Origin of the sequence: Xanthomonas sp. CPBF 426 (assembly GCF_903989465.1) — a bacterium.
GTDB classification, from domain to species: Bacteria; Pseudomonadota; Gammaproteobacteria; order Xanthomonadales; family Xanthomonadaceae; genus Xanthomonas; species Xanthomonas euroxanthea.
This window is the reverse complement of record NZ_LR861805.1, coordinates 3,145,219-3,171,067: the sequence shown is the minus strand read 5'-3', so window position 1 is coordinate 3,171,067 and position 25,849 is coordinate 3,145,219. Positions and strand designations below refer to the sequence as shown.

Here is a 25,849-nt window from a genome sequence, read left to right as displayed (position 1 = left end):
CGGGAGCAGGCACATGCACAAGCAATGGAGATGGCGTGGCGTTGGGGTGTTCGGTGTCCTGGCGTCGCTGGCGTTGCCCGCCGCCGCTGCGATGCAGGCCAAGCCGCTGGAATGGACGATCGGCAAGGACACCTTCAGCGGCGTGCTGGTCTACGACGATGCCGGTGCCGCCAGGCGCCCAGGCCTGGTGATGGTGCCGAACTGGCGCGGGGTCAACGATTCGGCAGTCACCAAGGCCAGGCAACTGGCCGGCGACGACTACGTGGTGCTGGTTGCCGACGTCTACGGCAAGGGCAGGCGTCCGGCCAACGACAGCGAGGCCGGGCAGTTTGCCGGTGCGCTGAAGAAGGACCCGCAGACGCTGCGCGCCCGCGCGCTGAAAGCAGTGGACGTGCTCAAGGCGCAGGCCGGCAAGGCACCGCTGGATGCATCGCGGATCGGTGCGGTGGGCTTCTGCTTCGGCGGCACCACGGTGCTGGAACTGGTGCGCGCGGGCGCCCAGCTGGCCGGTGTGGTCAGCCTGCACGGCGGTATCGCCACACCCAGCCCGGCGGCCGCCGGTTCGGCCAGGACACCGCTGCTGGTGCTCAACGGCGCCGACGACAAGAGCGTGACCAAGGCGGACATCGCCGCGTTCGAAACCGAGATGACTGCTGCCGGCGCGGACTGGCAGTTCGTCAACTTCAGTGGGGCCGTGCATTGCTTTGCCGAAGCCGATGCCAACAGCCCGCCAGGCTGCCTGTACAACCCGCGTGCGGCGACGCGCGCATACCGCATGCTGGGCGACTTCTTCGATGAGCGGTTTGGTCGATAGCAGCGAGTGGTGATTCGGGATTCGGGATTCGCAACAGCGTGGTCCCGTTCTTCGAATCTTCCTGTGAGCCAGTGCTCAGGGCTTTGGGCTGAGCGTCGTTGCGCCATCGCATGCCGGGAGTCGTAAAAGCACAAGCAAGCCGCTTTTGCGAATCCCCAATCCCAAATGCCCACTTCCGTCCGGGGCGTCCAGCCCCGGATCAGTGCGTACGTTCGACCGCGTAGCGAGCCAGGCCGCGCAATGCGGCGACCGCCGGGCTGGCGGGCAGGGTGTCCAGCGCCTGTTCGGCGGCGGCTGCGTATTCGGCGGCGCGCTGGCGGCTGTAGTCCAGTCCGCCGGTGGCGTGGATGGCGGCCAATACTTCCGGCATCGCGGCTGCATCGCCTTGTTCGACGATCTGGCGCAGCCGCTCCCGGGTGCCCGCATCCGAGTGCGCCATGGCGTGGATCAGCGGCAGGGTCGCCTTGCCTTCGGCCAGGTCGTCGCCGAGGTTCTTGCCCAGGTCGGCTGCGTCGGCAGCGTAGTCGAGTACGTCATCGGCAATCTGGAAGGCAAAGCCCAACTGCATGCCGTAGTCGTACAGGCGCTGCTGCACCTGCGCGTCCGCGCCCGAGGCCAGCGCACCCAGGCGGGTGCCGGCGGCGAACAGCACCGCGGTCTTGCGCTCGATCACGCGCAGGTAGGCGGCTTCGTCGGTGTCGGGGTTGTGCACGTGCAGCAGCTGCAGTACCTCGCCCTCGGCAATGCGGTTGGTGGTGTCGGCCAGGATCTGCATGACTTCCATGCGATCCAGCTCCACCATCAACTGGAAGCTGCGCGAATACAGGAAGTCGCCGACCAGCACGCTGGGTGCATTGCCCCACAGCGCATTGGCGGTGCTGCGCCCGCGGCGCAGGTCCGACTCGTCCACCACGTCGTCATGCAACAAGGTGGAGGTGTGGATGAACTCGATGATCGCCGCCAGCTGGTGGTGCTCCGGGCCGGAGCCGCCAGCGGCGTGACCGGCCAGCATCACCAGCATCGGACGCAGGCGTTTGCCGCCGGCGGAGATGATGTGATCGGCGATCTGGTTGATCAGCACGACGTCCGAGGCCAGGCGGCGGCGGATCAGCGCGTCGACCGCGGCCATGTCGGGCGCGGCGAGGGACTGGATCTGGGGCAGGCCCAGGACGGTGGGGAGGTCTTCGGCGATGGTCATGCGCAGGCGTTCGTGATGTGCGCCGATTATAGGTGTCTGGGCCAGATCCGTCCCGTCGGCCGTGTCCGGAGGTCTTCACGGCAGCCGCAAACCCTTGCGGCGTCAGCGCCGGGCAGGTTCGGGAGTGCCCGGATTCCGACCTGCCGGCGCGGCATTCCCCGGCCCGGCGCTGCGGGGACCTACAGGCACCGGGGCAGGGCAGGTGCGGTAACATTGGCACCAAGACATTCACCGCCGCGCCGCATCGGCGCCGGCGCACCATCTCGGAAGCATCTATGGCCCGCGGCATCAACAAAGTCATCCTCGTCGGCAACCTCGGCAACGATCCCGACACCAAGTACACCCAGGCCGGCATGGCGATCACGCGCGTGAGTCTGGCCACCACCAGCATGCGCAAGGACCGCGAGGGCAACAACCAGGAGCGCACCGAGTGGCACCGCGTGGTGTTCTTCGGCAAGCTGGGCGAGATCGCCGGCGAGTACCTGCGCAAGGGTTCGCAGGTGTACGTCGAAGGCGAGCTGCGCTACGACAAGTACACCGGCCAGGACGGCGTGGAGAAGTACAGCACCGACATCGTCGCCAACGAGATGCAGATGCTCGGCGGCCGTGGCGAAGGCGGTGGTGGTGGTGGTGCTGGCATGGGCGGCGATCGCCCGCAGCGCAGCCAGGCGCCGCGCCAGCAGCAAGGCGGCGGTGGTCAGGGCGGCGGTCAGGACTATGCCCCGCGTCGTCAGCAGCCCGCCCAGCAGCAGTCGGCACCGCCGATGGACGATTTTGCCGACGACGATATCCCGTTCTGATCGGTAGCCAGCCTGTTTGTCATTCCGGAAGGCCCGCCTTGTGCGGGCCTTCTGCGTGCTGGCCATTGGCGGCATCGCTGCACGCCGGCGGTTCCAAAGGGGCTGCACGCGCAGGCTGACCTGGCCGGTACGACGGCACCGCTGACCAATCTCGACCAGGCATGGCTGACACCCTCTCGCAAGCAATCGCCAGGCGGGTGCAAGCGCCGCGCAGCAGGGGTATGTGCGCCTGGCACCTGCCGATTCCGAGACGCGCCCATCCGGCGTAGCGCGCAGTGGTGTTGTCCGCTGCGCTAGGCCGACGTCCGGTTCCGCCCATTCTGCTTGGCGCGATACAGCGCCGAATCGGCGTCATGCACGAAGGCATCCGGGCTGAGTGGCACTTCGCCCGGTTCGAACGTCGCTGCGCCGACGCTGACGGTGACGTGCGCGCTGGTCGGGCTGGACATGTGCATCAGGCCGAGCGCGGCGACGGCGCTGCGGATTGCATCGGCCAGTCGCAACGCGCCGGCAGCATCTGTCTGCGGCAGGATCATGCCGAACTCTTCGCCGCCGTAACGCGCGGCAATGTCTTCGCTGCGCCGTGAGCAGCCGGCGATTGCGCCCGCGATCAGGCGCAGGCAGGCGTCGCCATTCACATGGCCGTAGGTGTCGTTGTAGAGCTTGAAATGATCGACATCGATCATCAGTACCGACAATGGCGCTTGTCGATGCACCGCCTGCTGCAAGGCGCGCGAGAGCCGGTGATCGAATGCACGCCGGTTGGCAATGCCGGTGAGCGCATCTATCCAGGCTTCGGAGCTGAGTTTTTCCTCGTTGCGGTGCATGCGGCGCAATTGCAGATCCAGCCATATGCCCACCCCCAGCAGCAGCACGCATCCCAAGGTGGCGATCATGATCCGCTGGCGCGCGGATTGGCGCCAATTGGCCAATGCGTCATCGACCGAGACGCCGGTCAAGACGGTCAGTGGATACGCCTGCGCCGGCGCGAAACTGGAAATACGCTCCACGCCGTCGATCGGCGAACGATAGGTCGCAGTGCCGTGCCTGCGGGCGCGCATGGTGACGTAGATCGAGGTGCCGGCGATCGAGGTGCCGATCACGCCCGGTTTGTCGGGCCGGCGCACCAGCACGATGCCATCGTCGTTGGTCATGCCGATGGTGCCGTTCGGGCCGACCTCGAAGCTGCTGTAGTAGTTCTGGAAATACTTCAGTTGCAGCGTGACCAGGACAACGCCTGCAAATTCGCCGCCGGGCGTGTTGAGGCGCCGGCTCAACGTGAGCACCCAGCTACCATCGGAGCGGCTCTGGACCGGTGGCCCGACCAGCGACAGGGCGTCGCGATGGTCGCGGTGATATTTGAAATAGGCACGATCGGCGTTGTTGTGTGTCCTGGGCGTGCTGCTCAGTGACGAACTCATCCAGGTGCCATCGGCCGCATAGATGAAGATGCCGTGCAACCGGTCCGAGCGACGCGCCTCATGTACCAGAAAGTCATGCATGACCAGTCGCGCACTGGCCGAGCCCTGGTCGTGCTCCACCCGCGACACCAACCCGGACAGCACGGCATCGGCAATGGTCATGGTGTCGCTGGCATGCTGCGCCAGCGAATTGGCGAGATTCAACGACTGCGCTTCGGCGGCATGCAGCGCGCTGGTGCGCTCGTCATGGATGGACCAGTACTCCGAACCAAGCAGCAGCAGGCACGAAATGCTCAGCACAAAGTGCAACGCGATGCGTTGTGCACGTTGCCGCCGTCGCTTGCTGGTCGATGTCACGGAAGGTACCTGTCTGGACAGCAGGAAGTTGCAATTGCCATGCCAGCCTAGCCGTTGGCGCCGCGTGGAATCGCTTGCACCGCGTCGTGGAATGCAGATCTGTGATTGATGCCTCATGCGCTGCGGGAACGCTCAGCTGGCGTGCAACCGCGCCGCTGTCCAGCCTGCTGTTGTCACCGTGCTCGACGATGCGACGAAACACGGCAGCCGACAGCAGCGCCAAAAGCCAGCTCGACTGCATGCGGCTAACGCCCGGCGTGTTATCCCGAACGCCGATCACAACAGGGAGTGCCGTATGCGCGCCATTCGTTTAGCTCATCCTGCAAGTTTGAACGCATTACATGCCGTTGCGCTGCCAGACCCCGGGCAGCCGGCACGCGGTCAGATCAGAGTGCGGCTGCACGCAAGCTCGCTGAATTTCCACGACCTTGGCGTGGTGTCGGGGCAGGCACCGACCGCTGATGGCCGCATCCCCATGTCCGACGGCGCCGGTGTGGTCGAGGCCGTCGGGCCGGAGGTGGATGAGTTCGCCGTCGGCGACCATGTGGTATCCACCTTCTTTCCCGACTGGCTGGATGGCGAGCCGCTACGTGCCGGTTTTGCCACCACGCCTGGCGATGGCGTGGACGGGTATGCGCGTTCTGCAGTCGTGGCCGCGGCGCACGCGTTCACGCATGCGCCGGCCGGCTACAGCCATGCCGAAGCAGCCACCTTGACCACGGCCGGCGTCACGGCATGGCGCGCCCTGGTGGTCAATGGCGGACTCAAGGCCGGCGATAGCGTGCTGGTGCTCGGTACCGGCGGTGTGTCGATCTTTGCATTGCAGTTTGCCAAGGCGATGGGGGCCACCGTCATTGCGACATCGTCGTCCGACGAAAAACTGGCCAAGGCGCGCGCGCTGGGTGCAGACCACGTGATCAACTATCGGCAGCATGCCGAGTGGTCGGCGCAGGTGCGGGAGATCACCAACGGACGCGGCGTGGATCACGTGGTCGAGGTCGGTGGGCCGGGCACGTTGGCGCAATCGATCCGTGCTGGACGGGTGGGCGGGCATATCGCCTTGATCGGCGTGTTGACCGGTGCCGCCGGTCCGGTGCCGACCGCAGAAATGATGGTCCGGCAGCAGCGCCTGCAAGGGCTGGTGGTCGGCAGCCGCACGCATCAGCAGCAACTGGTGCGTGCGCTGGACGCCTTGCCGCTGCGGCCGGTGATCGATCGCGCCTTCGCGCTGGACGAGATCGCCGACGCGTTCGCGTTGCAGCAGGCAGGCGGCCACCTGGGAAAGATCGTGCTGGAGTTCTAGGAGCAGTTGCAGACTGCCGCGCTTGCCACCGGGCGGGCGCGGCCGCTGCGCCGAGTCGGCATGTACCACGCCCAGACGCCAGGGCCTGCACGCTGTCCATGCGCGCCTGGCAACTGCACGCGACGCGCGGGTTGCCGCTGCAGTTGATCGTTCGCATCCGGATGTTCTCTCCCTGGATGTTCTCTACACAGTGCGCCCGGCTGCGCCAGACGCTCATGATGAAGCGGAAAATGACGGAGCGCGCGTCGCGTAGAGGCTCTGATCGTCGTCGCCCACGCAGCTGGCAGCGATGCGGGCATCCCTTCCAGCATGTCGAGAAAACATCTTGCATCACCGCAAGCGCTGCGACGCGCTGTCCACACACACACGCGCTGTCGGTGCGCCTTGATCGATGCGCAGGCCGGCGCGCACCGCATGCCAACAATGATGAGCGTGTTTCATAGGCACATGCCGTCCATGCCGCCAATGCCCGCCTGCAGCGGCTCTAGAATCAAGGCATACCGCCGATTCACACCCGCACACACGCGCTGCATGCTCACGCGCTTGTGACCGGCCGCGCTGCACATTATTTAAGAACTGTATAAGCCAGCATTGTTGGAGATGCCAGCCATGAGAGATATCAAGATGACCCGTCGCGAGGTACTGATCGCTGGCACGGCGTCGGCAGCCAGCGTTGCCGCAACCCAATCGATGGCTGCAACTGCCGCCACTGCGATGTCGCAGCGGCAGGCAGTCGAGCCTGCCAATGCATCGAGCCAGGTTGCGTTCGAAGTCAACGGCAAGCCGGTGACGCTGACCCTGGACAATCGCACCACCTTGCTGGATGCCCTGCGCGAACACCTGCAGCTGACCGGCACCAAGAAAGGCTGCGACCACGGCCAGTGCGGTGCCTGCACCGTGATCGTCGATGGGCAGCGGATGAATTCCTGCCTGTCGCTGGCGGTGATGCACCAGGGCGGCAAGATCACCACCATCGAAGGCCTTGGCACGCCGGACAAGCTGCATCCGATGCAGGCGGCCTTCGTCAAGCACGATGGATACCAGTGCGGCTATTGCACGCCCGGGCAGATCTGTTCGGCAGTGGCGGTGCTGGACGAGGTCAAGCGCGGCATTCCCAGCCACGTCACCGAAGATCTCACCGGCAAGACTCGGCTCACCACGCCGGAATTGCAGGAGCGGATGAGTGGCAACATCTGCCGCTGCGGCGCGTATTCCAACATCGTCGATGCGATCAACGACGTTGCCGGAGAGCGCGCATGAAGGCGTTTAGCTACGAGCGCGCGACCTCGCCCGCCGATGCAGCGGCCAAGGCGGCGCGTCAGCCGGGTGCCAAATTCATCGCAGGCGGCACCAACCTGCTCGATCTGATGAAGCTGCAGATCGAAACGCCTTCGCACCTGATCGACGTCAACGGGCTGAGCCTGGACACCATCGAGGAAACGCCGGACGGCGGCCTGCGCATCGGTGCGCTGGTGCGCAATACCGAGCTGGCAGCAGACGCCCGCGTGCGTCGCGATTACGCCGTGCTGTCGCGCGCGTTGCTGGCAGGTGCCTCGGGGCAGTTGCGCAACCGCGCCACCACGGCGGGCAACCTGTTGCAACGTACGCGTTGCCCGTATTTCTACGACACCAATCAGCCGTGCAACAAGCGCCTGCCGGGCAGCGGGTGCGCGGCCATCGGCGGCTTCAACCGGCAGTTGGCGGTGATCGGCGTGAGCGAAGAATGCATCGCCACCCATCCCAGCGATATGGCCATTGCGATGCGCGTCCTCGATGCGGTTGTCGAGACCGTGCGCCCGGATGGACAGACGCGTGCGGTGCCGCTGTCCGAGTTCTATCGTGCGCCCGGCAAGACGCCGCACCTGGAAACCGTCCTGGAACGCGGCGAACTGATCACCGCGGTAAGTCTGCCCAAGCCGCTCGGCGGCACGCATGTCTACCGCAAGGTGCGCGACCGCGCCTCGTATGCATTTGCCCTGGTGTCGGTTGCGGCGGTCGTGCAACGCGATGGCAGCGTCCGTGTCGGCGTTGGCGGTGTCGCCCACAAGCCGTGGCGCAGCGAGGCGGCCGAAGCGCAGTCGCGCCAGGGCGCGCGTGCGATTGCCTCCGTGCTGCTCGACGGCGCACAACCCACCGAACACAACGCCTTCAAGCTGCCGCTGGTTGAGCGCACCTTGACCGCGATCCTGGCCGACACGAGGGCCTGATATGAAATTCGACACTCCCGCCAGTACCAACCCCATCGACCAGCTCAAGGTCGTCGGCAAGCCGGTCGATCGTATCGACGGTCCGCTCAAGACCACCGGGCAGGCGCCGTATGCCTACGAGCATCACGACCTGCCTGGACGTGCCGCCTACGGCCATGTCGTCGGTGCCGGCATCTCCAAGGGCAGCATCCGCAGCATCGATCTGAGCGCTGCGCGCAATGCGCCAGGCGTGCTCGGCATCGTCACCGCGCAGAATGCAGGCAAGCTGCAGAAAGGCAAATACAACACCGCCAAGTTGCTGGGCGGCCCGGAGATCCAGCATTACCACCAGGCCATTGCGGTGGTGGTGGCCGAGACCTTCGAGCAGGCACGCGCCGCAGGCCAGCTGATCAAGGTCGACTACGGCCGCCATGTCGGTGCCTACGATCTGGAGAAGGCACGCGATGGCGCCAAGGTCACCAAGGAGGGCGGGGCGCCGAACAGCGCAGTCGGCAATTTCGATAGCGCCTTCGCGGCAGCCCCGGTGCAACTGGATGCCGAATACACCACGCCGGACCATTCGCACGCGATGATGGAGCCGCACGCATCGATCGCCATGTGGGAGGGCGACAAGCTCAGCGTGTGGACCTCCAATCAGATGATCGACTGGAGCACGGGCGATCTGGCCAGGACGCTCGGTATCCCGCGCGAAAACGTGCGTCTGATGTCGCCGTATATCGGTGGCGGTTTCGGCGGCAAGCTCTTCCTGCGTGCCGATGCGGTGCTGGCCTCGCTGGCCGCACGCCAGGTCGGACGCCCGGTCAAGGTGATGTTGCCGCGGCCGCTGATCTTCAACAACACCACGCATCGCCCGGCCACCGTGCAGCGCATCCGTATCGGCGCACAGCGCGATGGCAAGATCTCCGCGATTGCGCATGAGAGCTGGTCCGGCGACCTGCCCGAGGGCGGGCCCGAGATTGCGGCCGCGCAGACGCAGTTGCTGTATGCCGGTGCCAACCGCCTGGTTGCCACACGCCTGGCCGTGCTCGATCTGCCCGAAGGCAATGCGATGCGTGCGCCTGGCGAAGCGCCAGGATTGATGGCGCTGGAAGTGGCCATGGACGAAATGGCCGAGAAGCTGGACATGGATCCGGTCAAGTTCCGGATCGTCAACGATACCCAGGTGGATCCGGAAAACCCGCAGCGCCCGTTCTCGCAGCGTCAGTTGGTCAAGTGCCTGGAAGATGGCGCAAAGCGTTTCGACTGGTCCAAGCGCAAGGCCAAGCCGGCCAGCAACCGCGATGGGCGCTGGTTGGTCGGCATGGGCGTGGCGGCAGCGTTCCGCAATGCGCCGGTGATGACCTCCGGCGCGCGCATGCGCCTGGAGCAGGGCGGTCGCGTGGTGGTGGAAACCGACATGACCGATATCGGCACCGGCTCCTACACCATCATTGCGCAGACCGCCGCAGAAATGATGGGCGTGCCGCTTGACTGGGTGGATGTGCGGCTGGGCGATTCCAGTTTTCCTGCCTCGGCTGGCTCCGGTGGGCAGTGGGGTGCGAACAGCTCCACTGCCGGTGTCTACGCTGCGGCGGTGAAGCTGCGCGAGGCCGTCGCCAAGCAGCTGGGGCTGGACCCGGCCAAGGCCGAATTTGCCGACAGCCATGTGCGTGCTGGCGGCAAGCGCATTGCGCTGGGTGATGCGGCGGCCAATGGCGCGTTGGTGGTGGAGGACAAGATCGAGTTCGGGGACCTCTCCAAGACGCATCAGCTGTCGACCTTTGGCGCGCACTTCGTCGAAGTCGGCGTGGATATCGCCACTGCCGAGGTGCGCATCCGCCGCATGCTCGCGGTGTGCGCGGCTGGACGCATCCTCAATCCCAAGTCTGCACGTAGCCAGGTCATCGGCGGCATGACGATGGGCGCGGGCGCGGCCCTGATGGAAGAGTTGGCGGTCGACAAGCGGCTGGGCTTTTTCGTCAATCACGATCTGGCCGGTTACGAAGTGCCGGTGCATGCAGACATCCCGCACCAGGAAGTGATCTTTCTCGAGGAGAGCGACCCGATGTCGTCGCCGATGAAGGCCAAGGGTGTCGGCGAGCTGGGCATCTGCGGCGTGGCCGCGGCAATCGCCAATGCGGTCTACAACGCTACCGGTGTGCGCGTCCGTGAGTACCCGGTGACGCTGGACAAGCTGCTTCCGCATCTGCCCGAGCTGTTGCGCGCGTGAGTGCGATGGTGGCCCCGGTCACGCATGCGGCGCCTGCCGAGCCGGCGTGGCCGGCATGGCCAAGCTACGCGTTGCACGATGACCTGCTGCCGACGCTCAGCGCCTGGCATCGGGCGGGCCAGCGCGTGGCCATCGCCACGCTGATCGACGTGCAAGGCTCCTCGCCGCGACCGTTGGGCAGCGAGATGGCCATCAGTGCCGATGGGCGGGTGGCCGGCTACGTCTCGGGCGGGTGCGTGGAGGCGGCAGTGGCGCACGAAGCCATCGCCGCCTTGCGTGACGGCACCCCGCGCTGGCTGGACTACGGCGAAGGCAGCCAAGTGTTGGATATCCAGCTCAGCTGCGGTGGCCGTATCGGCGTGCTGGTCTGGCCGGTACAGGATCTTGGCGAGCATCTGGCACGCTGGCGCAACGCGCGCCAGCATCGTCGCCCGTTTCATGTTGCGCTGGATCGGACCACCGGTGCGGTCCGTTACCCGGTGAGCACGCAGGATCTGCGTCCCGACGAATTCCTGCGCACGCATCGCCCCCCGCTGCGGCTGGTGCTGGTCGGTGCCGATCCTGCGCTGCTGGTGCTGGTGTCACTTGCCAGCCAGATGGGCATCGAGGTACGCGTGTTGCGGCCGCATGGTCCCGGCGAACCGCCGCCCGGACTGGCTGCTGACCATTACGATCGCCGTGCCTTGGGCGAGGCCTTGCAGGATCTGCATCTGGATGCGGACACCGCGCTGTACAGCCTTGCGCACGACGGCGACAGCGATCTGCAGGTCGCCTGTCGTGGACTTGCCTCCGGGGTCGCCTGCATCGGCATCCTGGGCAGTCGCCAGAAGCGTGAGGCACGCCTGCAGGCACTACGTGCGCTCGGGTATGACGATGCCGCCCTGGCCAGATTGCGGCTGCCGGCGGGCTGGCGCATGGGGCACTCCTCACCGCACACGATTGCATTGGGCATCATTGCCGAAGCCACCCAGGCGGTGGCCGATGGGCAGGCCGCCACACTGGCCGGCTGAGGCTGTTGTGGTCAGGCGAGTGGGCAGCAAGGCGCAATCGCGTATCTGCATTGACTTCGATCTGCGGTGGGCCATCGCGTTGGTGTGTTGCTTGTCGCCGAGGTTTTTTTGCTGCGGTGCGGCGTCGTGGAAAGCGGATGGTTGGTAGGCCTTTGGGTATGTCTCTACTGCATGCCTTTCGCGGCCGCGATTAACTGCCTCATCCCGCGCTGACTGTTACGCGCTGCGATGTTTATCGTAGCGCTGCCGTGGCCTTGTCTCCCCAATCGTTGAGCTGACATCGCAATGCGATACCCGCCACGCCATTGGTCGGGTGCAGGCGGCGCCATCCAGCGCGAGCCGGAGACTGCGCTGCATTTAGTCACTCCGCGCGCACAGTTGAATCTCTACGCTGGCGCATCTCCAAAACCACGCCACGTCGCCATGACCGAACTACATGATCACGATGACGACGTCGCTTGCGACGCAGCTCGATTGCCGCCGCCCGTCATTGCCGGCCCTTTATCCGCGACTTTGCGCGATGCCGGTTTTGACTGGTCTCCAATGCCGCCGGCATCGCGCCATCGTTCGCCTCGTGCGATGGCAGTTGACGCATGAGCAGCGATCACGTCGCGCTGCTGCTCGCCGCAGGTGCAGGACGCCGGCTGGGGCGTTCCAAACAATTGTTGCTGCGCGACGGTGAACCGTTGTTGCGGCGTTTTGCACGCATCGCCTTGCAGACGGCGCCACGCCGCTGCGTGGTGGTGCTGGGCGCCGATGCCGACGCGCTGAGCGATGTCCTGCAGGGACTGCAGGTGGAGGTGTTGCGCCACGCCGACTGGGCCGCCGGCATGGGCTCCAGCCTGGCGGCGCTGCGCCAGCATGTGCAGGACGATACCTCGCTGCGGCGCAGCCTGATCCTGGGGTGCGATCAGCCTGCGCTGGATGCGCCGCATCTGCGCGCCTTGCTCGAAGAGGCCGACCGTGCCGCCTCCGGGTGCGCCACCAGCGGGTATGCCGGTGTGCGCGGCATTCCCGCAGTGGTCACGCACGCGGCCTGGGCCGACGTGCCGCTGCAGGGCGACAGCGGCCTGCGTGGCTTGTTCGCCGGCCTGGACGTGCAGACCTTGGGCTGCGTCAGCGCCCCGGCGCTTGCGCTGGACGTGGACACGCCCGCCGATCTGCTCGCAGCGCAACAACGTGGCTGGGTGGATGCGGATTGAGACACCGTGACGGGTGCAGCTGCGCGCTATCCGGCAGCCTGGCGGCAGAGCTGCATCAGGACCACAGCACGATCGCTTCCCTGATCACCAGGACATAGCCCACCACCATCGCGGTCTTGACCGGAAACTCGAACTTCCTGAGCAGATGCATGCGACTCCTCCCCCGAGGCATTTTTACGAGCGACCAATTCCCTCGCGCCGTCTGCGCCCGTTGACGGCCACTTGCGACGTCGGTTCGCCGCTCGAGCGCGAATCTAACGCCCGCCCTGATCGGTGTCACGTAGGAATTTTCCTACCTTCATGCCAGTGTCCGCCCGACGGTATTGGCATAAGCGAAGAAGCATTCTTGCTATGCCGGACGCGGGGCCCCTGGCCACTCTCCCGCGGCCCCTTGAGTAAGGGCGCGCCGGCATCCCCGGCAGGACCATGGCCCCCCCAGCGCCGGTGCGCTGCGCCTCCCCGCGCTGCCCACCTCAATCGTTCGATCGCTGCATCTACCGGCCGGAGGCCCTGATGGACGAGTCCCGCTATGTTGTCCGTATTCATCCCGAACAGGGCGGTTGGTGGGTCACCCGGCCGCAATGGTCGCCGCTGCGTTATCTGCGCGAGCAGGGCGCACTGGAAAATGCCGAATTGATGGCCAAGCTGCACTGCCTGACCACCGGTCAGCCCAGCGGCGTGGTGTTGCATACCGCCGAAGGCGATCGCGTGGTGCGTCGCTACGGCTGACCGGGCCGGCACCCTGCAAGCAGGGGAAAGGCGGCGCTGACCGTCCGCCCGGGCAGGCGGGGGCGATCGCGCGCACCCGGCAACCTGCGGTTGCGTAAATCCGGCCACTTTGTAGGCACCCCGTGGTTGCGAGGATGGCCAGTCGACTGGATGCACGCGATCGGCCATTCTTGCTGGGATCCGCACGTTGGCGGCTCCCAGTCGAGAGTGTCGCCCCAGTGAACGTTGCCGGTTCTGCCTTGATCCAAAACGATATCGTCGTCTTCGGCCTGATCGCCGCCACCTTGGGCGCGGTGTTCTGGACCTCCTCGCGCGAGCAGGGGCCGTGGCGCCGCTTCTACGCCGTCGTCCCGGCGCTGCTGCTGTGTTACCTGTTGCCAGGCATCTACAACACCGTTGGCCTGATCGACGGTGCCAATACCCGCCTGTACAACCCGATCGCGCGCGACGTGCTGCTGCCGGCCGCGCTGGTCCTGCTCACCTTGAGCGTCGACCTGCGCGCCATCCTGGGGCTGGGGCCCAAGCTGGTCGCCATGTACCTGGGCGCATCGCTGAGCATCATGCTCGGGGCGGTGGTGGCGTTCTGGGTGATGGGCTGGCTGCATCCGGCCACGGTGGCCGGCGATACCTGGGCCGGCATGGCCGCGCTGGCGGGCAGCTGGATCGGCGGCGGGGCCAACATGCTGGCGATGCGCGAGGTCTTCAACGTGGACGCCACCACGTTCGGGCAGTTTGCGGTGGTGGATGTGGGCGTCGGTTATGTGTGGATGGCGGCGCTGATCTTCCTGGCCGGGCGCGCACGCAGCATCGATGCGCGCAGCGGAGCCGATACCCGCGCGCTGGACGCCCTGCAGGCGCGCATGGCGCAGTTTCAGGCCGAACACGCGCGCATTCCCAGCCTGGCCGATCTGATGGTGATCGTGGCGGTGGCGTTCGGCGGGGTCGGGCTGGCGCATGCGCTGGCCACGCCGCTGGCCGCCTGGTGCAAGGCCAACCTGCGCTGGTCCAGCCAGTTCAGCCTGGACACGCCGTTCGTCTGGGTGGTGGTGCTGGCGACCAGCATCGGCTTGCTGCTGAGCTTCACCCGCGCACGGACGCTGGAAGGCGCTGGCGCGTCCAGGATCGGCTCGCTGCTGCTGTACTTCCTGATCGCCTGTATCGGCATGCAGATGGATCTGCTGGCGTTGCTGGACCGGCCATGGCTGTTCCTGCTCGGGCTGATCTGGATCGCGGTGCATATCGGGTTGCTATGGGGCCTGGGCCGCCTGTTGCGGGTGCCGTTCTTTTATTTCGCGATCGGCTCGCAATCCAATATCGGTGGACCGGCCTCGGCGCCGGTGGTGGCCGCCGCGTTCCACCCGGCCCTGGCGCCGGTCGGCGTGCTGCTGGGCACGATGGGCTACGCCACCGGCACGTATCTGGCCTATCTGGTCGGTATCACCCTGCGGGCGATGGCAGGCGCGGGCTGACCGGGCCTGCCGCTGCCTGGCGCGCCGTCGGACCGTGTTGCCGGGCGCGCGCGGGCGTTGCCACGCCTCTGCCGCAGTGTCGGATGCACCCGCTGCCTCCATGCGACAACCGTTCGCCAAGGGGGGGCGGCCACATCGAGTCGGGCACCGGCCGCGCCGGTGCCCGACCACGATTACTGCTGAAGACCGCGGCGCTGCGCTTCCTGCTGCGTGCTCTGCTGCGACTGCTGCTGGTTGTGCTGCTGCAGCTGATCGACATTGCCGTGCGCCGGCTCGTTGGCTGCCGAGGCGGTCTGCACATGGCTGCGCAGATGCGCCGGGTCGTCCATCCGGCCCTGCACCGCAATCAGGCTGTCGCCATCGCGGTTGGGCACCAGGTGGTCGATCCGCTGCAGACCGTCGCTGCTGGCACGCGCGGCCACGCTGGCGGCGGTATTGAGAAACGCGGTGTCGTCGCGCAGGCCCAGGCGCTCGCGCTGGCCGTCCAGCCGCACCACCGCATCGTTGAACAACTGGCTGCCGGTACCTTGCGCCTGCCCGGGCGATTGCATGTCCTGCGCCTTCATCACCGAGTCCATGCCGTGCAGGTCCAGGCGGTGCTTCAGCATCATGCCCGGCACCAGGCGTTGCCCGAACGACAACGGGTCCGGTTCCGGCAGCTCGATCTGATGGCCGGCCGCATTGGGCATCGCCCATTTCAGCGGGATGCTGTCTTCCTGCAGGTGGGTGAGGATCTCGTTGCGGACGTGGTAGCCGCGGATCAACTCGCTGCTGGCGTAGTCCTTGGCCGCCGAGGCATCCAGGCCCTGACGTTCCAGCGTGCGGTCGTTGACGCCGGCGGCGTTGTAGGTCACGGCGGGGATGTCGTTGACCATCGCCGATGCCGCCGCCAGACCGCCACCGAGCGAGTGTCCGGAGATCACCACCTGGTCGCCGAACGCCTGCCTGGCCTGGCTGCCGAGCTGGATCGCGGACGCGTACTGCGCGTCGTCGAAGCCCAGGCCCTGGCCGAGGTTGTGCTTCCAGTCCTTGCCTTCGTCGGTGCCGCAGAAGCCGAGCACCACCTGGCCCTGGTCGTTGCGGTAGAACGCGGCATCGAAACCGCTCTTGGCGTCGTGCAGCAGGCCGGGGTCGATACCGGCACGCTGCAGCGTGCTGTCGTCCATGCGCGTCCAGCCGTTGGGCAGGGGCGCGAAGGTTTCAGCGCTGCCTTCGCGTCGCTGCGAGGCAGTGGCGTAGAGGTCTTGCAGCACCGCCGGAAACTGGCGGTCTTCCGGCTGCGGTTGCTGTCCACGCATCGACTCTGCGAATGGGGTGGACGAGTGAGTGGAATCTGACGGGCTCATGCGCGGCTCCTTGCGTTCGTCGTGCGAAAAGCCCGCTTAGCGGCTGCTTTCCACGGGAATGTTGTGGGCGCTCAACCATGCGCGCACGTCCGCCCTGACCTGCTGGCCGGCGGCATTGAGCAGGCGATCCGGGGTGGTGAAGAAATACGCCTGGAAGGTTTTCTGTTGCGCGTTGCGCAGCGTCGGATCCACGCCGGCCTTGAGCAATTGCAGCACTGCCGGACTCGCCGCGCCGCTTTGGGCGGCCAGGTGCAGCACACTGTTGCCGGTGTTGTCGACGCGCTGCAGATCGGCGCCGGCGTCGATCAACAACGCGATCTGCGCATCGCGCTTGCTCTGCACGGCGCGGAACAACGGTGTCCAGCCTGCGCGTGCGCTGACCACGTCGATCGGCGCCTTGTGCTGCAGCAGGATCTTCAGGTACTCCGCGTCCTGCGCCATGGCGGCCATGTGCACGACCGTTTCCTGGTCCATGCCCGGCAACGACGGGTCTGCGCCTGCATCGAGCAATGCGGCCAGGGCGCGGGGTTGTTCATTCCAGATCGCCCACTCGAGCAGGGTGACGTTCTGATCGCCGTGTGCGGCGAGGTCGACTGTCGGTGCGAGTGCGCCGATTCGGGCGACGTCACCGTGCGCAATGGCGTTGGCGATATCGCTCAGGCCGGGGTCGCGGAAGGCGACGGTGTGGTCGTGCAGCGTAGCTGACATGGTGGTTTGCTCCTTGGCACCGGGCGAGGCGGTGCATGAGACCGCGAAAAACGAGGTCGCAAGAACGAGCAGGGTGGGGAATCGCGGTTGCATCGAAATCTCCTTCTCCTGATCGCATTCCTGGTGGCACTGCGGTGTGTCCTTCCGCAGCCGGGCCGATCCTACCAGCTGCCCAAACGACGCGCGGTAAGATTTCGTGACATGCGCCGGCGCCTGGGTGTCGGCCGTTGAGGCCGCTCGCCGTGGTGGTGTCTGCATGGGGCCGATGCACCACGATGGGCTTCACACGCGGATGCAATCTACAACAGCCAACGGTCACAACGCGGCCGGCATAATGGTGCTTTGCGAACAGATGGGTGCAATGGTCTACGAATTACTGATCAGCGACTGCGATGGCGTGCTTGTCGACAGCGAGATACTGGCCGACCGGGTGATGCGCGAGGCGCTGGCGGCCTTCGTGCCGGCCGAGGCGTTGGAGCATTTGCTCGGGACAACGTTCGGGCAGACCACGCGTGAGGTATTGCTGCGCGTACAGGAACACTTTGCCGTGCAGCTGCCGGAGACCTTGCTGGCCCAGATCCAGGCGCGTAGCGAAGCCTTGATCAAGGCCGAGGTGCAGCCGATCGCCGGCGTGCGCGACGCATTGGAACAGATACCGTTGCCGCTGGCGGTGGCCTCCAACAGCCGCCGCCACAATGTGATCGCCTCGGTCGAACGGGTGGGGCTCACCGCACGTGCGGCGGGGCATGTCTTCGCTGCCGATATGGTGGAGCGTCCCAAGCCGGCGCCTGATGTCTATCTACTGGCTGCACGCACCCTGGGCGTTGCGCCGGAGCGCTGCCTGGTGATCGAAGACAGCCCCACCGGTGCGACTGCCGCATTGGCGGCCGGCATGCAGGTGCTGGGTTTTACCGGGGCCAGCCATATCCCGCAGGGGCATGCCGACACCTTGCGTCGGCTTGGCGTGCTGGCGGTGTTCGACGATATGCGCGATTTACCGGCGTTGTTCGAGCGGCTCACGCAACAACGCGCTGGCTGAGCGCTGCTGACAAGACCTGTTGAATGCGGTGTCGATGGCGGCGAAGTGGCAGCCAGCTCGTTCTTCAACCGCAGTCGGCCAGATCGTGCAATCGACTTGCGATAACAGAGCTGTCGAGCCGTAGCGTGGTTTGAGTGCAGTCAAACGCTCAGGTCAAAGTCCAGGTCAACAGCTCGGTGAGTCGAGGGCGCGGTGTCCTCACCGCTCGCGGGACACGCCGCAAGTACGTCCATGTAGGTTCGGTGGCGGCATCCATGCCGCCACACGGTCCCGCAACCGGCGAGGACACCGCACCAGACGTTGGTCGGTGGTCAGGTGAAACCTACTTGTTGCCAGACCTGCGGTGGGGCGCTGAGAAAAAGTCGTAGGGTGCTTGTTCAAAGCTTGCCTGTCGCTCGAACTGCAATGAGTATTTTCAGGCGCAACATGATCCAAGCAATGTAGGTCATGCCCTAGCTCGCAACCATGCACGCCGACCCTCTTGACTGGCCCTTGCCCGCCCACCGTAGCGGGACCTTGAGCGGCATGGATGCCGCACCAGAGCCTACAAGGACGTACTTGCGGCGTGTCCCGCGATGGTTGGCGGGCAAGGGCCCTGCAGCCAGGCCGCAGATCACCCGCCCTACAACTGATCCATCGGCAAGGCCGTCCATCGGCCGCCCCCGCCTTGCGGCGTGTCCCGCAGCGGCGGGCGGGCAAGCGCCCTGCAGCCAGGCCGCAGATCACTCGCCCTACAACTGATCCATCGGCAAGGCCATCCATCGGCCGCCCGTGCTTGCGGTGTGTCCGCGCTGATGAGTGCGAGAGGACTCCCTGCGGCCAACCCAAGCCATCAACGCAGCAGGGCGCGATTCGCATCGCGCCCTGCTGCATTCCGACTCGCCACCTGCCCGGTCATCCGGTCAGCAGCAGCGAAACCCGCTCTTGCCGCCGTAACGCGCGTCCTGGCGCTCGCGGAAGAAGGTGGGGTAGTCCATTACCGGCTTGTCGGGGTGTTTTTCCAGCATGTGGCGCACGTAGTTGTCGTAATCGGGAATGCCGCAGCACAGGCGGGCGGTCTGTATCAGGCGCCGCCAGATGCGGCGATGCACCTGGTACTGGCTGGCAAGAACGAGTTGGGTGCCCATTACAGGTCCGCCATCTGGTGTGGCTGCAAGGCCACGTACGGGGTTTCGCGATCACTGCGCTGCGGATTGCGGCGCGCAATCACGATCGTCCTGACCGCGTAGACCAGGATCGATCCCACCACGAACAGGAACAGCACCGTCAGCCCGGTGTTGACGTAGGCATTGGTGACGATCTGCTGCATCTGCGCCACCGTCTTGGCCGGCGCGGTGATGGTGTTGCCGGCGATGGCGTCCTGGTACTTGTGCGCCTGCGCCAGGAAGCCCTGCGCCGGGTTGCTGTCGAAGATCTTGATCAGCCCCGCATACGTGGTGCAGATCAGCAGCCACAACGCCGGCACCAGCGTGACCCAGGCGTAGCGGTCGCGCTTCATCTTGAACAGCACCACCGTGCCCAGCATCAGCGCGATCCCGGCCAGCATCTGGTTGGAGATGCCGAACAACGGCCACAGGGTCTGGATGCCGCCGAACGGATCGATCACGCCGGTGTAGAGCAGATAGCCCCACAGCGCCACGCAGCCGGCCGTGGCAATGATGTTGGCGGTCCACGATTCGGTCTTCTTCAGCGCCGGGATGAAGTTGCCCAGCAGATCCTGCAGCATGAAGCGGCCCGCACGTGTGCCGGCATCCACTGCGGTCAGGATGAACAGCGCTTCGAACAGGATCGCGAAGTGGTACCAGAACGCCATGGTGTCTTCGCCCGGCAGCAGATGGTGCAGGATCTGCGCGATGCCCACCGCCAGGGTGGGCGCACCACCGGCGCGTGCCAGGATGCTGTGCTCGCCGATGTCGCGTGCCGTGGCTTCCAGCACCTCGGGCGTGATCGCAAAGCCCCACTCGGACACCTTGGCCGCAACGGCCACCGTGTCGCTGCCGACCAGCGAGGCCGGGCTGTTCATGGCGAAGTAGATGCCCGGCTCGATGATCGATGCGGCCACCAGCGCCATCACCGCCACGAACGATTCCATCAGCATGCCGCCGTAGCCGATGTAGCGCATGTGGCCTTCGTTGGCGAGCAGCTTGGGCGTGGTACCCGAGGCGATCAACGCGTGGAAGCCGGAGACCGCGCCGCAGGCGATGGTGATGAACAGGAACGGGAAGATGCCGCCTTTCCACACCGGGCCGTCGCCGGTGGACGCGAACTGGGTCAGCGCCGGCATCTTCAGGTCCGGCATGACCACCACAATGCCGATCGCCAGCGCCAGGATCGTGCCGATCTTGAGGAAGGTGGACAGGTAATCGCGCGGTGCCAGCAACAGCCACACCGGCAACACCGACGCGACGAAACCGTAGCCGATCAGCATCCAGGTGATCTGCTTGGCGGTGAAGGTGAATGCCGGGCCCCAGCTCGGATCCGCTGCGACCTTGCCGCCCAGCCAGATCGCGCCCAGCAGCAGGATCAGGCCGACCACCGAGATCTCGCCGATCTTGCCGACCCGGATGTAGCGCATGTACACGCCCATCATCAGCGCGATCGGCATCGTGGCGATGACGGTGAACATGCCCCACGGGCTCTCAGCCAGCGCCTTGACCACCACCATCGCCAGCACCGCCAGGATGATGATCATGATCAGGAAGGCGCCGAACAAGGCGATGGTGCCGGGCACCTGGCCCATTTCCTCGCGCACCAGATCGCCCAGCGAGCGGCCGTTGCGGCGGCTGGACAGGAACAGCACCACGAAGTCCTGTACCGCGCCGGCAAACACCACGCCGACCACCAGCCACAGCAGGCCGGGCAGGTAGCCCATCTGTGCGGCGAGCACCGGGCCGACCAGGGGCCCGGCGCCGGCGATCGCGGCGAAATGGTGGCCGAACAGCACGTGCTTGTTGGTGGGCACGTAGTCCAGGCCGTCGTTGTTGGCCACCGCCGGCGTGGCGCGGGTCACGTCCAGCTGCATCACCTTGTCGGCGATGAACAGGCTGTAGAAGCGGTAGGCGATCAGATAGATCGACACCGCCGCCACCACGATCCATAGCGCATTGATGTGCTCGCCACGCCGCAGCGCCACGGTACCCAGACAGAACGCGGCCAGCAGCGCCAGCGCGCCCCAGGCCAGCTTCGAGAACCCTTTCATGCATGCCCCTCAGGAACGATTCGCCCAAGGGTCTCCCCGTGCCAGGCTGCGGTCAATGGCAGCGTTCCGCGGCAGGGTAAAACTTTGGTCGTAGAGTATTCGGGTACACGATGCGCTAGCGCCCGCCATACGAAGCCGACGATTGGAACGATCGGTTGCAGCGGCCGTGGTTGGGCGTTGCAGCAGGCGCACCCATCATTGGTGCACCGACCCACTGCACAGGGATCACGCAATGATCACCCCCACCACGACAGCGGCGCATGTGCTGCGCACCATCCGCGGCATGCCGACCTCCGACGGCGCCGGCGTCAAGCTGACCCGCGTCATCGGCACCCAGCAGCTGCCGGATCTGGACCCATTTCTGATGCTCGACGAGTTCGGCACCGAAAAGGCCGAGGACTACATCGGCGGTTTCCCAAGCCACCCGCATCGCGGCTTCGAGACGGTGACCTACATGCTGGACGGGCGCATGCGTCACAAGGACAACCACGGCAACGAAGGCCTGCTGACCCCGGGCAGCGTGCAGTGGATGACCGCCGGCCGCGGGTTGATCCATTCGGAAATGCCGGAGCAGGAATCCGGGCGCATGCGCGGCTTCCAGCTGTGGGTGAACCTGCCGGCGCGCGACAAGATGACCGACCCCAGGTATCAGGAGTACGCACCGGACAGCATCCCGGTCGCGCAGCCGGCGCCCGGTGTCACGGTCAAGGTGATCGCCGGAGCCGTGGGCCAGGTGCGCGGCCCGATCGTGCAACCGGCCACCGAGCCGGTGTACCTGGATATCGCACTGGCACCGGAGGCGTCCTGGGACTATGTGCTGCCCAGCGGCCACAACACGTTTGCCTACGCCTTTGAAGGTGCGGTGACGGTGGGCGAGGGCGATGCCGCGCGTGCGCTGCCGGCGCAGGAACTGGCGGTGCTGGGCGGCGGCGAGCGCCTGACGCTACGGGCCGGTGCCGACGGCGCGCAGCTGATCCTGGTGGCGGGCCGCCCGCTCAACGAGCCGGTGATGCGGCACGGCCCGTTCGTGATGAACACCAAGCAGGAATTGATGCAGGCTTTCGTCGATTTCCAGGAAGGCCGGTTTTAGCCGGCCGCTCGCGCCACGCGTACGAGAGCGGCGTGAGTAACCGCCTGCTGGAGGTGGCCGACATCTGCCCGCTCCATCGGCTGCGCACCGACGAGGTGCGCGCCGATACGGCAACTACGGGGTGACGGCGACGCGTCGGGGGTGGCAGCAGGCATGTGAAAGCGCAGACGCGCCGGGCATGCAACGGCGTGTACGCAGCTGGCGCGCGCCGGGCCGCATCAGGTCGGCATGACCTGGCGCTTCACTGCCGGTTGCGTCAGCGCTGCAAGGCCAGGCTGGCGGGCTGCAGATCCATGTTCTGCACCAGCGATTGCATCGAGGCCAGCTCCTCGGTGCTGGCGCCGTCGATCCAGAGCTGTGCATAGCGTTTCTTGCCCAGTTCGACCACGGTGACGCGGCGCGATTCCATGCCCGGCAGCTCGCGGCCGCCCAGGTCGAGCTTGTACCAGTAAAAGTCTTCCTGCTGGATCTGGCCCTTCTCCGCGCGGCGGTCACGCGCCAGCGTCATCGCCGGGTCGCGCGTGGTCAGCATTACGCCGATCACCTGGCGACCGTCTGCAGTCATGGCCTTGCAGAACAGATAGTCCGCACCTGAAAGCTCGCTCCACTGCAGCCCGGAGGCTGGCGGCAACGGTGGGCAGACCGGTGAGGTTTGGGCGTGAACGGTGGCGGCGGCCAACAGCAGGCTCAGGCCGACAAGGCAGGATGCGGACTTCATTCAAGTGTTCCCCGGCGTTGGATGTCTGCGCAGGGACAGCGTTGTTGACCGTGTCGCGGCATCAGCCCGTGCGCTCCCCGCCCGGCTGTGCCCGCACGCAACCTGTCCCCAACCTATGTCGACATCACTACCACAGGTGGGGCTGCAAGCTCAAGCGCAATTCGCAGGTTGGGCTGCAATTGGTCGTGCGCGCGGGCACTCCCGTTGCGAGACCTGGGTGGGCTGCGCGGCACTGCCGGGCTGCCGGCTGCGGTCAGGGGTAGTTGACCGGCTTGGGCGCCGGGGTTTGCGGCAGCGGAATGAATTCCTTGTCGTCGCCGGGAATGCGGCCGAAGCGGCCGGCCTGCCAATCGTCCTTGGCCTGCTCGATGCGCTCCCTGGAACTGGAGACGAAGTTCCACCACAGGTGGCGCGGCCCATCCAGCGGCTCGCCGCCGAGCAGCATCGCCTTGAGCGGCGTCCTGGCGCGCAGGCGCCCGCGGCTGCCGGGCGAGGGTACGATCAGGTGGCGCGCGGGCACGTCGGTGCCGTCCAGCTGCGCCTCGCCTTCCAGGATGTAGAGCGCACGTTCGGCGTGGCCGGTGTCCAGGTCGATCTCCGCCTCCGGCTGCAGATCCAGCGCGACGTTGAGCGTGCCGCTGAACACCTGTACCGGCGATTCCTCGCCGTACGCGCGGCCGGCGATCACGCGTAGCCAGACACCAGCGCGGCGCTGCTGCGGCAGGCTGGCGGCGGCGTGGTGATGGAAGGCCGGCGCGGTCTCTTCGGCCGAGCGCGGCAGCGCGATCCAGGTCTGCATGCCGTGCAGCGCATGCGTGCGGGCGCGCTCGGGCGCCGGCGTGCGCTCGGAATGGGCGATACCGCGGCCGGCGGTCATCCAGTTGACGTCGCCGGGGCGGATCACCTGGTCCGAGCCCAGGCTGTCGCGGTGGCCGATCTCGCCGGACCACAGGAAGGTCACCGTGGCCAGGCCGATATGCGGATGCGGGCGCACGTCGATGCCGTGATCCGGCTCCAGCACTGCCGGGCCCATATGGTCGACGAACACGAATGGGCCGACGCTGCGCGCCTGCAGCGTGGGCACGGCGCGGCGCACTTCCAGCCCGCCGATGTCATGCACGCGGGGAGCGATCAAGGTGGTCATGGCGGCGGCTCTGATCAAGTCGAATGGACACCAGCTTTGCATGTGCGCGCGCGGCCTGGCGAGCGCTTCACCAAGACGGATCGTCCCGGAGACAGTCGCTGCGCGGCGTGCTGGCGGCCAGAACGAACGTGCCGAGATGGGCGGTTGCAGACGACAGAGGCAGGCACGCGCACGGTTGATCGTGATTGGCCGCCGCGCGCTAGAACAGCTGTCCGGAGGCGGCGCTGTGCAGGGCGATTTCGCCGCGCCGCGAGGCCAGCCGATCGGCCAGGCGCGTGGGCTCGGGCAGGCGATAGGCGCGCAGGGTGCGCAGCGTCCAGTCGAGCGCGCCCTGCATCGAGACGCGGTGGCCAGGCGAGACGATCAGCGGATTGCAGCGTGGCTTGCTGCGCAGCGCCCAGCCGATCTGCGTGCCACCCAGCAGGATCGGGCTGTGGTCGCCGCGCTCGGGCCCCGGCGCGACGAAGCTGCCCGCCAGGCGTTGCTTGGCCACGCCGATGCTGGGCAGGCCGGTCACCACGCCAAAGTGCGCAGCGATGCCGAGCTTGCGCGGATGCGCGATGCCCTGGCCGTCGATGAAGACCAGATCCGGCGGGTGCGACAACAGTGCCAGCGCCTGCAACAAGGCCGGCAGCTCACGAAAGCTGAGCAGGCCCGGCACGTACGGCATCGACGTGGGCACGTGCGCGACGTGCGTTTCCAGCGGCATCAGCGTGTCTGCATCCAGCAGCACCGCTGCCGCGCGCGTGGTCCGGCCGTCGTCTTCGAAGCCGACGTCGAAGCCGGCGAGCAGTTGCGGTGTTGCGCCGAGCTGGTCCTGCAGCACCACGCGGTGTGCCAGTTGCTGTTGCAACTGTCGCGCCTGGATGACGCTGCCATCCCAACCGGCAAAGACGGGATCGATCGTTTGCATGGCCCCAGCATCGCGCGCTGGCCGTGGCGGTCTCGTGCACGCCTGCGATGCGCTGGCTGCCGTTACAATCGCAGGCTGATCGGCCCCCAATCGGAGAACCGTAGTGACCCGCAAACTCGTACTGCTGCGCCATGGCCAGAGCCAATGGAACCTGGACAACCGTTTCACCGGCTGGGTGGATGTGGAACTCACCGAGCAAGGCCGCCAGGAAGCCGCTGCGGCCGGCAAGCTGATGAAGGACGAAGGGCTGCAGTTCGATGTGGCGCACACCTCGGTGCTCAAGCGCGCCATCCATACGCTGCAGGGTGCGTTGAAGGAACTGGACCAGGACTGGTTGCCGGTGTCCAAGAGCTGGCGCCTCAACGAGCGCCACTACGGTGGCCTGCAGGGGCTGGACAAGGCCGAGACGGCAGCCAAGCACGGCGAAGAACAGGTCAAGATCTGGCGCCGTTCCTACGACATTCCGCCGCCGGCGATGGACGTCGACGATCCGGGGCATCCGTGTCACGACCGTCGCTACGCCACGCTGGATCGCAATGCATTGCCGGGTACCGAGTCGCTGGCGACCACGCTGGTGCGCGTGCTGCCGTACTGGCACGACGCGATCGCACCACAGTTGAAGGCTGGGCAGACCGTGCTGGTGACCGCGCACGGCAACTCGCTGCGTGCGCTGTACAAATACCTCAACGCGGTGTCCAACGAGCAGATCCTGGAGCTCAACATCCCGACCGGCATCCCGTTGCTGTTCGAGCTGGACGACACCCTGCAGGTGCAAAGCTTCCGCTACCTGGGCGACCCGGAAGCGGCCAAGCGCGCCGCCGACGCGGTGGCCAATCAGGGCAAGGCAAAATAATCGCCGCATCCGCTGGCCACGCTGCGTGCATGGCGCGCAGCGTGGCGTGGAGTTTGCGGCGCGCGCTCGACTGACGCGTGCGGATTTGACACGCATGCGCGCCTGTTGGTGGATCGGGCA

Annotated in this window: 22 protein-coding genes; 13 read left to right on the top strand and 9 right to left on the bottom strand. The window is 66.4% G+C overall.

Annotation, left to right across the window (positions count from 1 at the left end):
- Positions 1-13: 13 nt before the first annotated feature.
- A complete protein-coding gene (locus H7A87_RS13535) occupies positions 14-814 on the top strand; it encodes a dienelactone hydrolase family protein (RefSeq protein WP_164739146.1) in 801 nt (266 codons plus the stop codon).
- Positions 815-1,013: 199 nt separating this feature from the next.
- On the opposite strand, the gene H7A87_RS13530 is transcribed toward H7A87_RS13535, so the two are convergent.
- Positions 1,014-2,012 carry a polyprenyl synthetase family protein gene (locus H7A87_RS13530; protein WP_104648115.1) on the bottom strand — a complete coding sequence of 333 codons (999 nt, stop codon included), beginning with the start codon at positions 2,010-2,012 and terminating at the stop codon, positions 1,014-1,016.
- A gap of 275 nt (positions 2,013-2,287) precedes the next feature.
- On the opposite strand from H7A87_RS13530, the gene H7A87_RS13525 reads away from it, so the two are divergent.
- A complete protein-coding gene (locus tag H7A87_RS13525; protein WP_119127850.1) occupies positions 2,288-2,812 on the top strand; it encodes a single-stranded DNA-binding protein in 525 nt (174 codons plus the stop codon).
- Positions 2,813-3,105: 293 nt separating this feature from the next.
- Here the strand turns inward: H7A87_RS13525 and H7A87_RS13520 are convergent, their stop codons facing one another.
- Positions 3,106-4,590 (bottom strand): sensor domain-containing diguanylate cyclase, encoded by a 1,485-nt coding sequence (locus tag H7A87_RS13520; RefSeq protein WP_104583105.1) that lies wholly within the window; start codon positions 4,588-4,590, stop codon positions 3,106-3,108.
- Positions 4,591-4,885: 295 nt separating this feature from the next.
- On the opposite strand from H7A87_RS13520, the gene H7A87_RS13515 reads away from it, so the two are divergent.
- The 8 genes from H7A87_RS13515 to H7A87_RS13480 all read left to right on the top strand — a co-directional run bounded on the left by H7A87_RS13515 (position 4,886) and on the right by H7A87_RS13480 (position 14,719).
- Positions 4,886-5,893: an NAD(P)-dependent alcohol dehydrogenase gene (locus tag H7A87_RS13515; protein WP_119127852.1), complete on the top strand. Its 1,008-nt coding sequence runs from the start codon at positions 4,886-4,888 to the stop codon at positions 5,891-5,893.
- A 609-nt stretch (positions 5,894-6,502) separates the two neighbouring features.
- Positions 6,503-7,153, top strand: a complete 651-nt coding sequence (gene paoA / locus H7A87_RS13510; protein ID WP_180496700.1) for an aldehyde dehydrogenase iron-sulfur subunit PaoA — start codon at positions 6,503-6,505, stop codon at positions 7,151-7,153.
- Positions 7,150-8,100 (top strand): xanthine dehydrogenase family protein subunit M, encoded by a 951-nt coding sequence (locus H7A87_RS13505; RefSeq protein ID WP_104583108.1) that lies wholly within the window; start codon positions 7,150-7,152, stop codon positions 8,098-8,100. The genes paoA and H7A87_RS13505 overlap by 4 nt, the downstream gene beginning before the upstream one ends.
- A gap of 1 nt (position 8,101) precedes the next feature.
- Positions 8,102-10,309, top strand: a complete 2,208-nt coding sequence (gene paoC, locus H7A87_RS13500; protein ID WP_119127856.1) for an aldehyde oxidoreductase molybdenum-binding subunit PaoC — start codon at positions 8,102-8,104, stop codon at positions 10,307-10,309.
- A complete protein-coding gene (locus H7A87_RS13495; protein WP_180496698.1) occupies positions 10,306-11,319 on the top strand; it encodes an XdhC family protein in 1,014 nt (337 codons plus the stop codon). The genes paoC and H7A87_RS13495 overlap by 4 nt, the downstream gene beginning before the upstream one ends.
- A gap of 593 nt (positions 11,320-11,912) precedes the next feature.
- Positions 11,913-12,521, top strand: a complete 609-nt coding sequence (locus tag H7A87_RS13490) for a nucleotidyltransferase family protein (RefSeq protein WP_119127859.1) — start codon at positions 11,913-11,915, stop codon at positions 12,519-12,521.
- A gap of 513 nt (positions 12,522-13,034) precedes the next feature.
- Positions 13,035-13,250 (top strand): hypothetical protein, encoded by a 216-nt coding sequence (locus tag H7A87_RS13485; RefSeq protein ID WP_104583112.1) that lies wholly within the window; start codon positions 13,035-13,037, stop codon positions 13,248-13,250.
- A 218-nt stretch (positions 13,251-13,468) separates the two neighbouring features.
- On the top strand, positions 13,469-14,719 hold the full coding sequence (locus H7A87_RS13480) for a DUF819 family protein (protein ID WP_104648107.1): 1,251 nt from the start codon (positions 13,469-13,471) through the stop codon (positions 14,717-14,719).
- 173 nt (positions 14,720-14,892) lie between these two features.
- Here the strand turns inward: H7A87_RS13480 and H7A87_RS13475 are convergent, their stop codons facing one another.
- Positions 14,893-16,065 (bottom strand): XVIPCD domain-containing protein, encoded by a 1,173-nt coding sequence (locus H7A87_RS13475; RefSeq protein WP_119127861.1) that lies wholly within the window; start codon positions 16,063-16,065, stop codon positions 14,893-14,895.
- Positions 16,066-16,101: 36 nt separating this feature from the next.
- On the bottom strand, positions 16,102-16,866 hold the full coding sequence (locus H7A87_RS13470; protein ID WP_164739169.1) for an ankyrin repeat domain-containing protein: 765 nt from the start codon (positions 16,864-16,866) through the stop codon (positions 16,102-16,104).
- Between the two features lie 241 nt (positions 16,867-17,107).
- On the opposite strand from H7A87_RS13470, the gene H7A87_RS13465 reads away from it, so the two are divergent.
- Entirely contained in the window at positions 17,108-17,812 is a 705-nt protein-coding gene (locus tag H7A87_RS13465) for an HAD family hydrolase (protein WP_180496696.1), read from the top strand.
- A 902-nt stretch (positions 17,813-18,714) separates the two neighbouring features.
- Here H7A87_RS13465 and H7A87_RS13460 read toward each other — a convergent pair.
- Entirely contained in the window at positions 18,715-18,939 is a 225-nt protein-coding gene (locus tag H7A87_RS13460; RefSeq protein ID WP_016904074.1) for a CstA-like transporter-associated (seleno)protein, read from the bottom strand.
- Positions 18,939-21,011 carry a carbon starvation CstA family protein gene (locus tag H7A87_RS13455; protein ID WP_104648104.1) on the bottom strand — a complete coding sequence of 691 codons (2,073 nt, stop codon included), beginning with the start codon at positions 21,009-21,011 and terminating at the stop codon, positions 18,939-18,941. Before H7A87_RS13455 ends, H7A87_RS13460 begins: the two co-directional genes overlap by 1 nt.
- Before the next feature lie 232 nt (positions 21,012-21,243).
- Here H7A87_RS13455 and H7A87_RS13450 point away from each other — a divergent pair, with 232 nt between their 5' ends.
- Positions 21,244-22,101 (top strand): pirin family protein, encoded by an 858-nt coding sequence (locus H7A87_RS13450; protein ID WP_119127868.1) that lies wholly within the window; start codon positions 21,244-21,246, stop codon positions 22,099-22,101.
- Positions 22,102-22,357: 256 nt separating this feature from the next.
- Here the strand turns inward: H7A87_RS13450 and H7A87_RS13445 are convergent, their stop codons facing one another.
- The 3 genes from H7A87_RS13445 to nfi form a co-directional block, all read right to left on the bottom strand.
- Complete coding sequence (locus H7A87_RS13445; protein ID WP_119127870.1) at positions 22,358-22,819, bottom strand: hypothetical protein; 462 nt, start codon at positions 22,817-22,819, stop codon at positions 22,358-22,360.
- Between the two features lie 253 nt (positions 22,820-23,072).
- Complete coding sequence (locus H7A87_RS13440; protein WP_119127871.1) at positions 23,073-23,963, bottom strand: pirin family protein; 891 nt, start codon at positions 23,961-23,963, stop codon at positions 23,073-23,075.
- Positions 23,964-24,162: 199 nt separating this feature from the next.
- Positions 24,163-24,876 (bottom strand): deoxyribonuclease V, encoded by a 714-nt coding sequence (gene nfi, locus H7A87_RS13435; RefSeq protein ID WP_119127873.1) that lies wholly within the window; start codon positions 24,874-24,876, stop codon positions 24,163-24,165.
- A gap of 103 nt (positions 24,877-24,979) precedes the next feature.
- Between nfi and gpmA the strand changes: the two genes are divergently transcribed.
- A complete protein-coding gene (gene gpmA / locus H7A87_RS13430) occupies positions 24,980-25,729 on the top strand; it encodes a 2,3-diphosphoglycerate-dependent phosphoglycerate mutase (protein WP_119127875.1) in 750 nt (249 codons plus the stop codon).
- Positions 25,730-25,849: the final 120 nt, after the last annotated feature.

Coding starts and splice junctions, on each gene's coding strand:
- paoA (WP_180496700.1), top strand. CDS start 6,503: ATGAGAGATATCAAGATGACCCGTCGCGAGGTACTGATCGCTGGCACG.
- paoC (WP_119127856.1), top strand. CDS start 8,102: ATGAAATTCGACACTCCCGCCAGTACCAACCCCATCGACCAGCTCAAG.
- H7A87_RS13505 (WP_104583108.1), top strand. CDS start 7,150: ATGAAGGCGTTTAGCTACGAGCGCGCGACCTCGCCCGCCGATGCAGCG.
- H7A87_RS13440 (WP_119127871.1), bottom strand. CDS start 23,963: ATGACCACCTTGATCGCTCCCCGCGTGCATGACATCGGCGGGCTGGAA.
- H7A87_RS13460 (WP_016904074.1), bottom strand. CDS start 18,939: ATGGGCACCCAACTCGTTCTTGCCAGCCAGTACCAGGTGCATCGCCGC.
- H7A87_RS13525 (WP_119127850.1), top strand. CDS start 2,288: ATGGCCCGCGGCATCAACAAAGTCATCCTCGTCGGCAACCTCGGCAAC.
- H7A87_RS13455 (WP_104648104.1), bottom strand. CDS start 21,011: ATGAAAGGGTTCTCGAAGCTGGCCTGGGGCGCGCTGGCGCTGCTGGCC.
- H7A87_RS13465 (WP_180496696.1), top strand. CDS start 17,108: ATGGTGCTTTGCGAACAGATGGGTGCAATGGTCTACGAATTACTGATC.
- nfi (WP_119127873.1), bottom strand. CDS start 24,876: ATGCAAACGATCGATCCCGTCTTTGCCGGTTGGGATGGCAGCGTCATC.
- H7A87_RS13515 (WP_119127852.1), top strand. CDS start 4,886: ATGCGCGCCATTCGTTTAGCTCATCCTGCAAGTTTGAACGCATTACAT.
- H7A87_RS13485 (WP_104583112.1), top strand. CDS start 13,035: ATGGACGAGTCCCGCTATGTTGTCCGTATTCATCCCGAACAGGGCGGT.
- H7A87_RS13445 (WP_119127870.1), bottom strand. CDS start 22,819: ATGAAGTCCGCATCCTGCCTTGTCGGCCTGAGCCTGCTGTTGGCCGCC.
- H7A87_RS13450 (WP_119127868.1), top strand. CDS start 21,244: ATGATCACCCCCACCACGACAGCGGCGCATGTGCTGCGCACCATCCGC.
- H7A87_RS13535 (WP_164739146.1), top strand. CDS start 14: ATGCACAAGCAATGGAGATGGCGTGGCGTTGGGGTGTTCGGTGTCCTG.
- H7A87_RS13470 (WP_164739169.1), bottom strand. CDS start 16,866: ATGCAACCGCGATTCCCCACCCTGCTCGTTCTTGCGACCTCGTTTTTC.
- H7A87_RS13475 (WP_119127861.1), bottom strand. CDS start 16,065: ATGAGCCCGTCAGATTCCACTCACTCGTCCACCCCATTCGCAGAGTCG.
- H7A87_RS13490 (WP_119127859.1), top strand. CDS start 11,913: ATGAGCAGCGATCACGTCGCGCTGCTGCTCGCCGCAGGTGCAGGACGC.
- H7A87_RS13530 (WP_104648115.1), bottom strand. CDS start 2,012: ATGACCATCGCCGAAGACCTCCCCACCGTCCTGGGCCTGCCCCAGATC.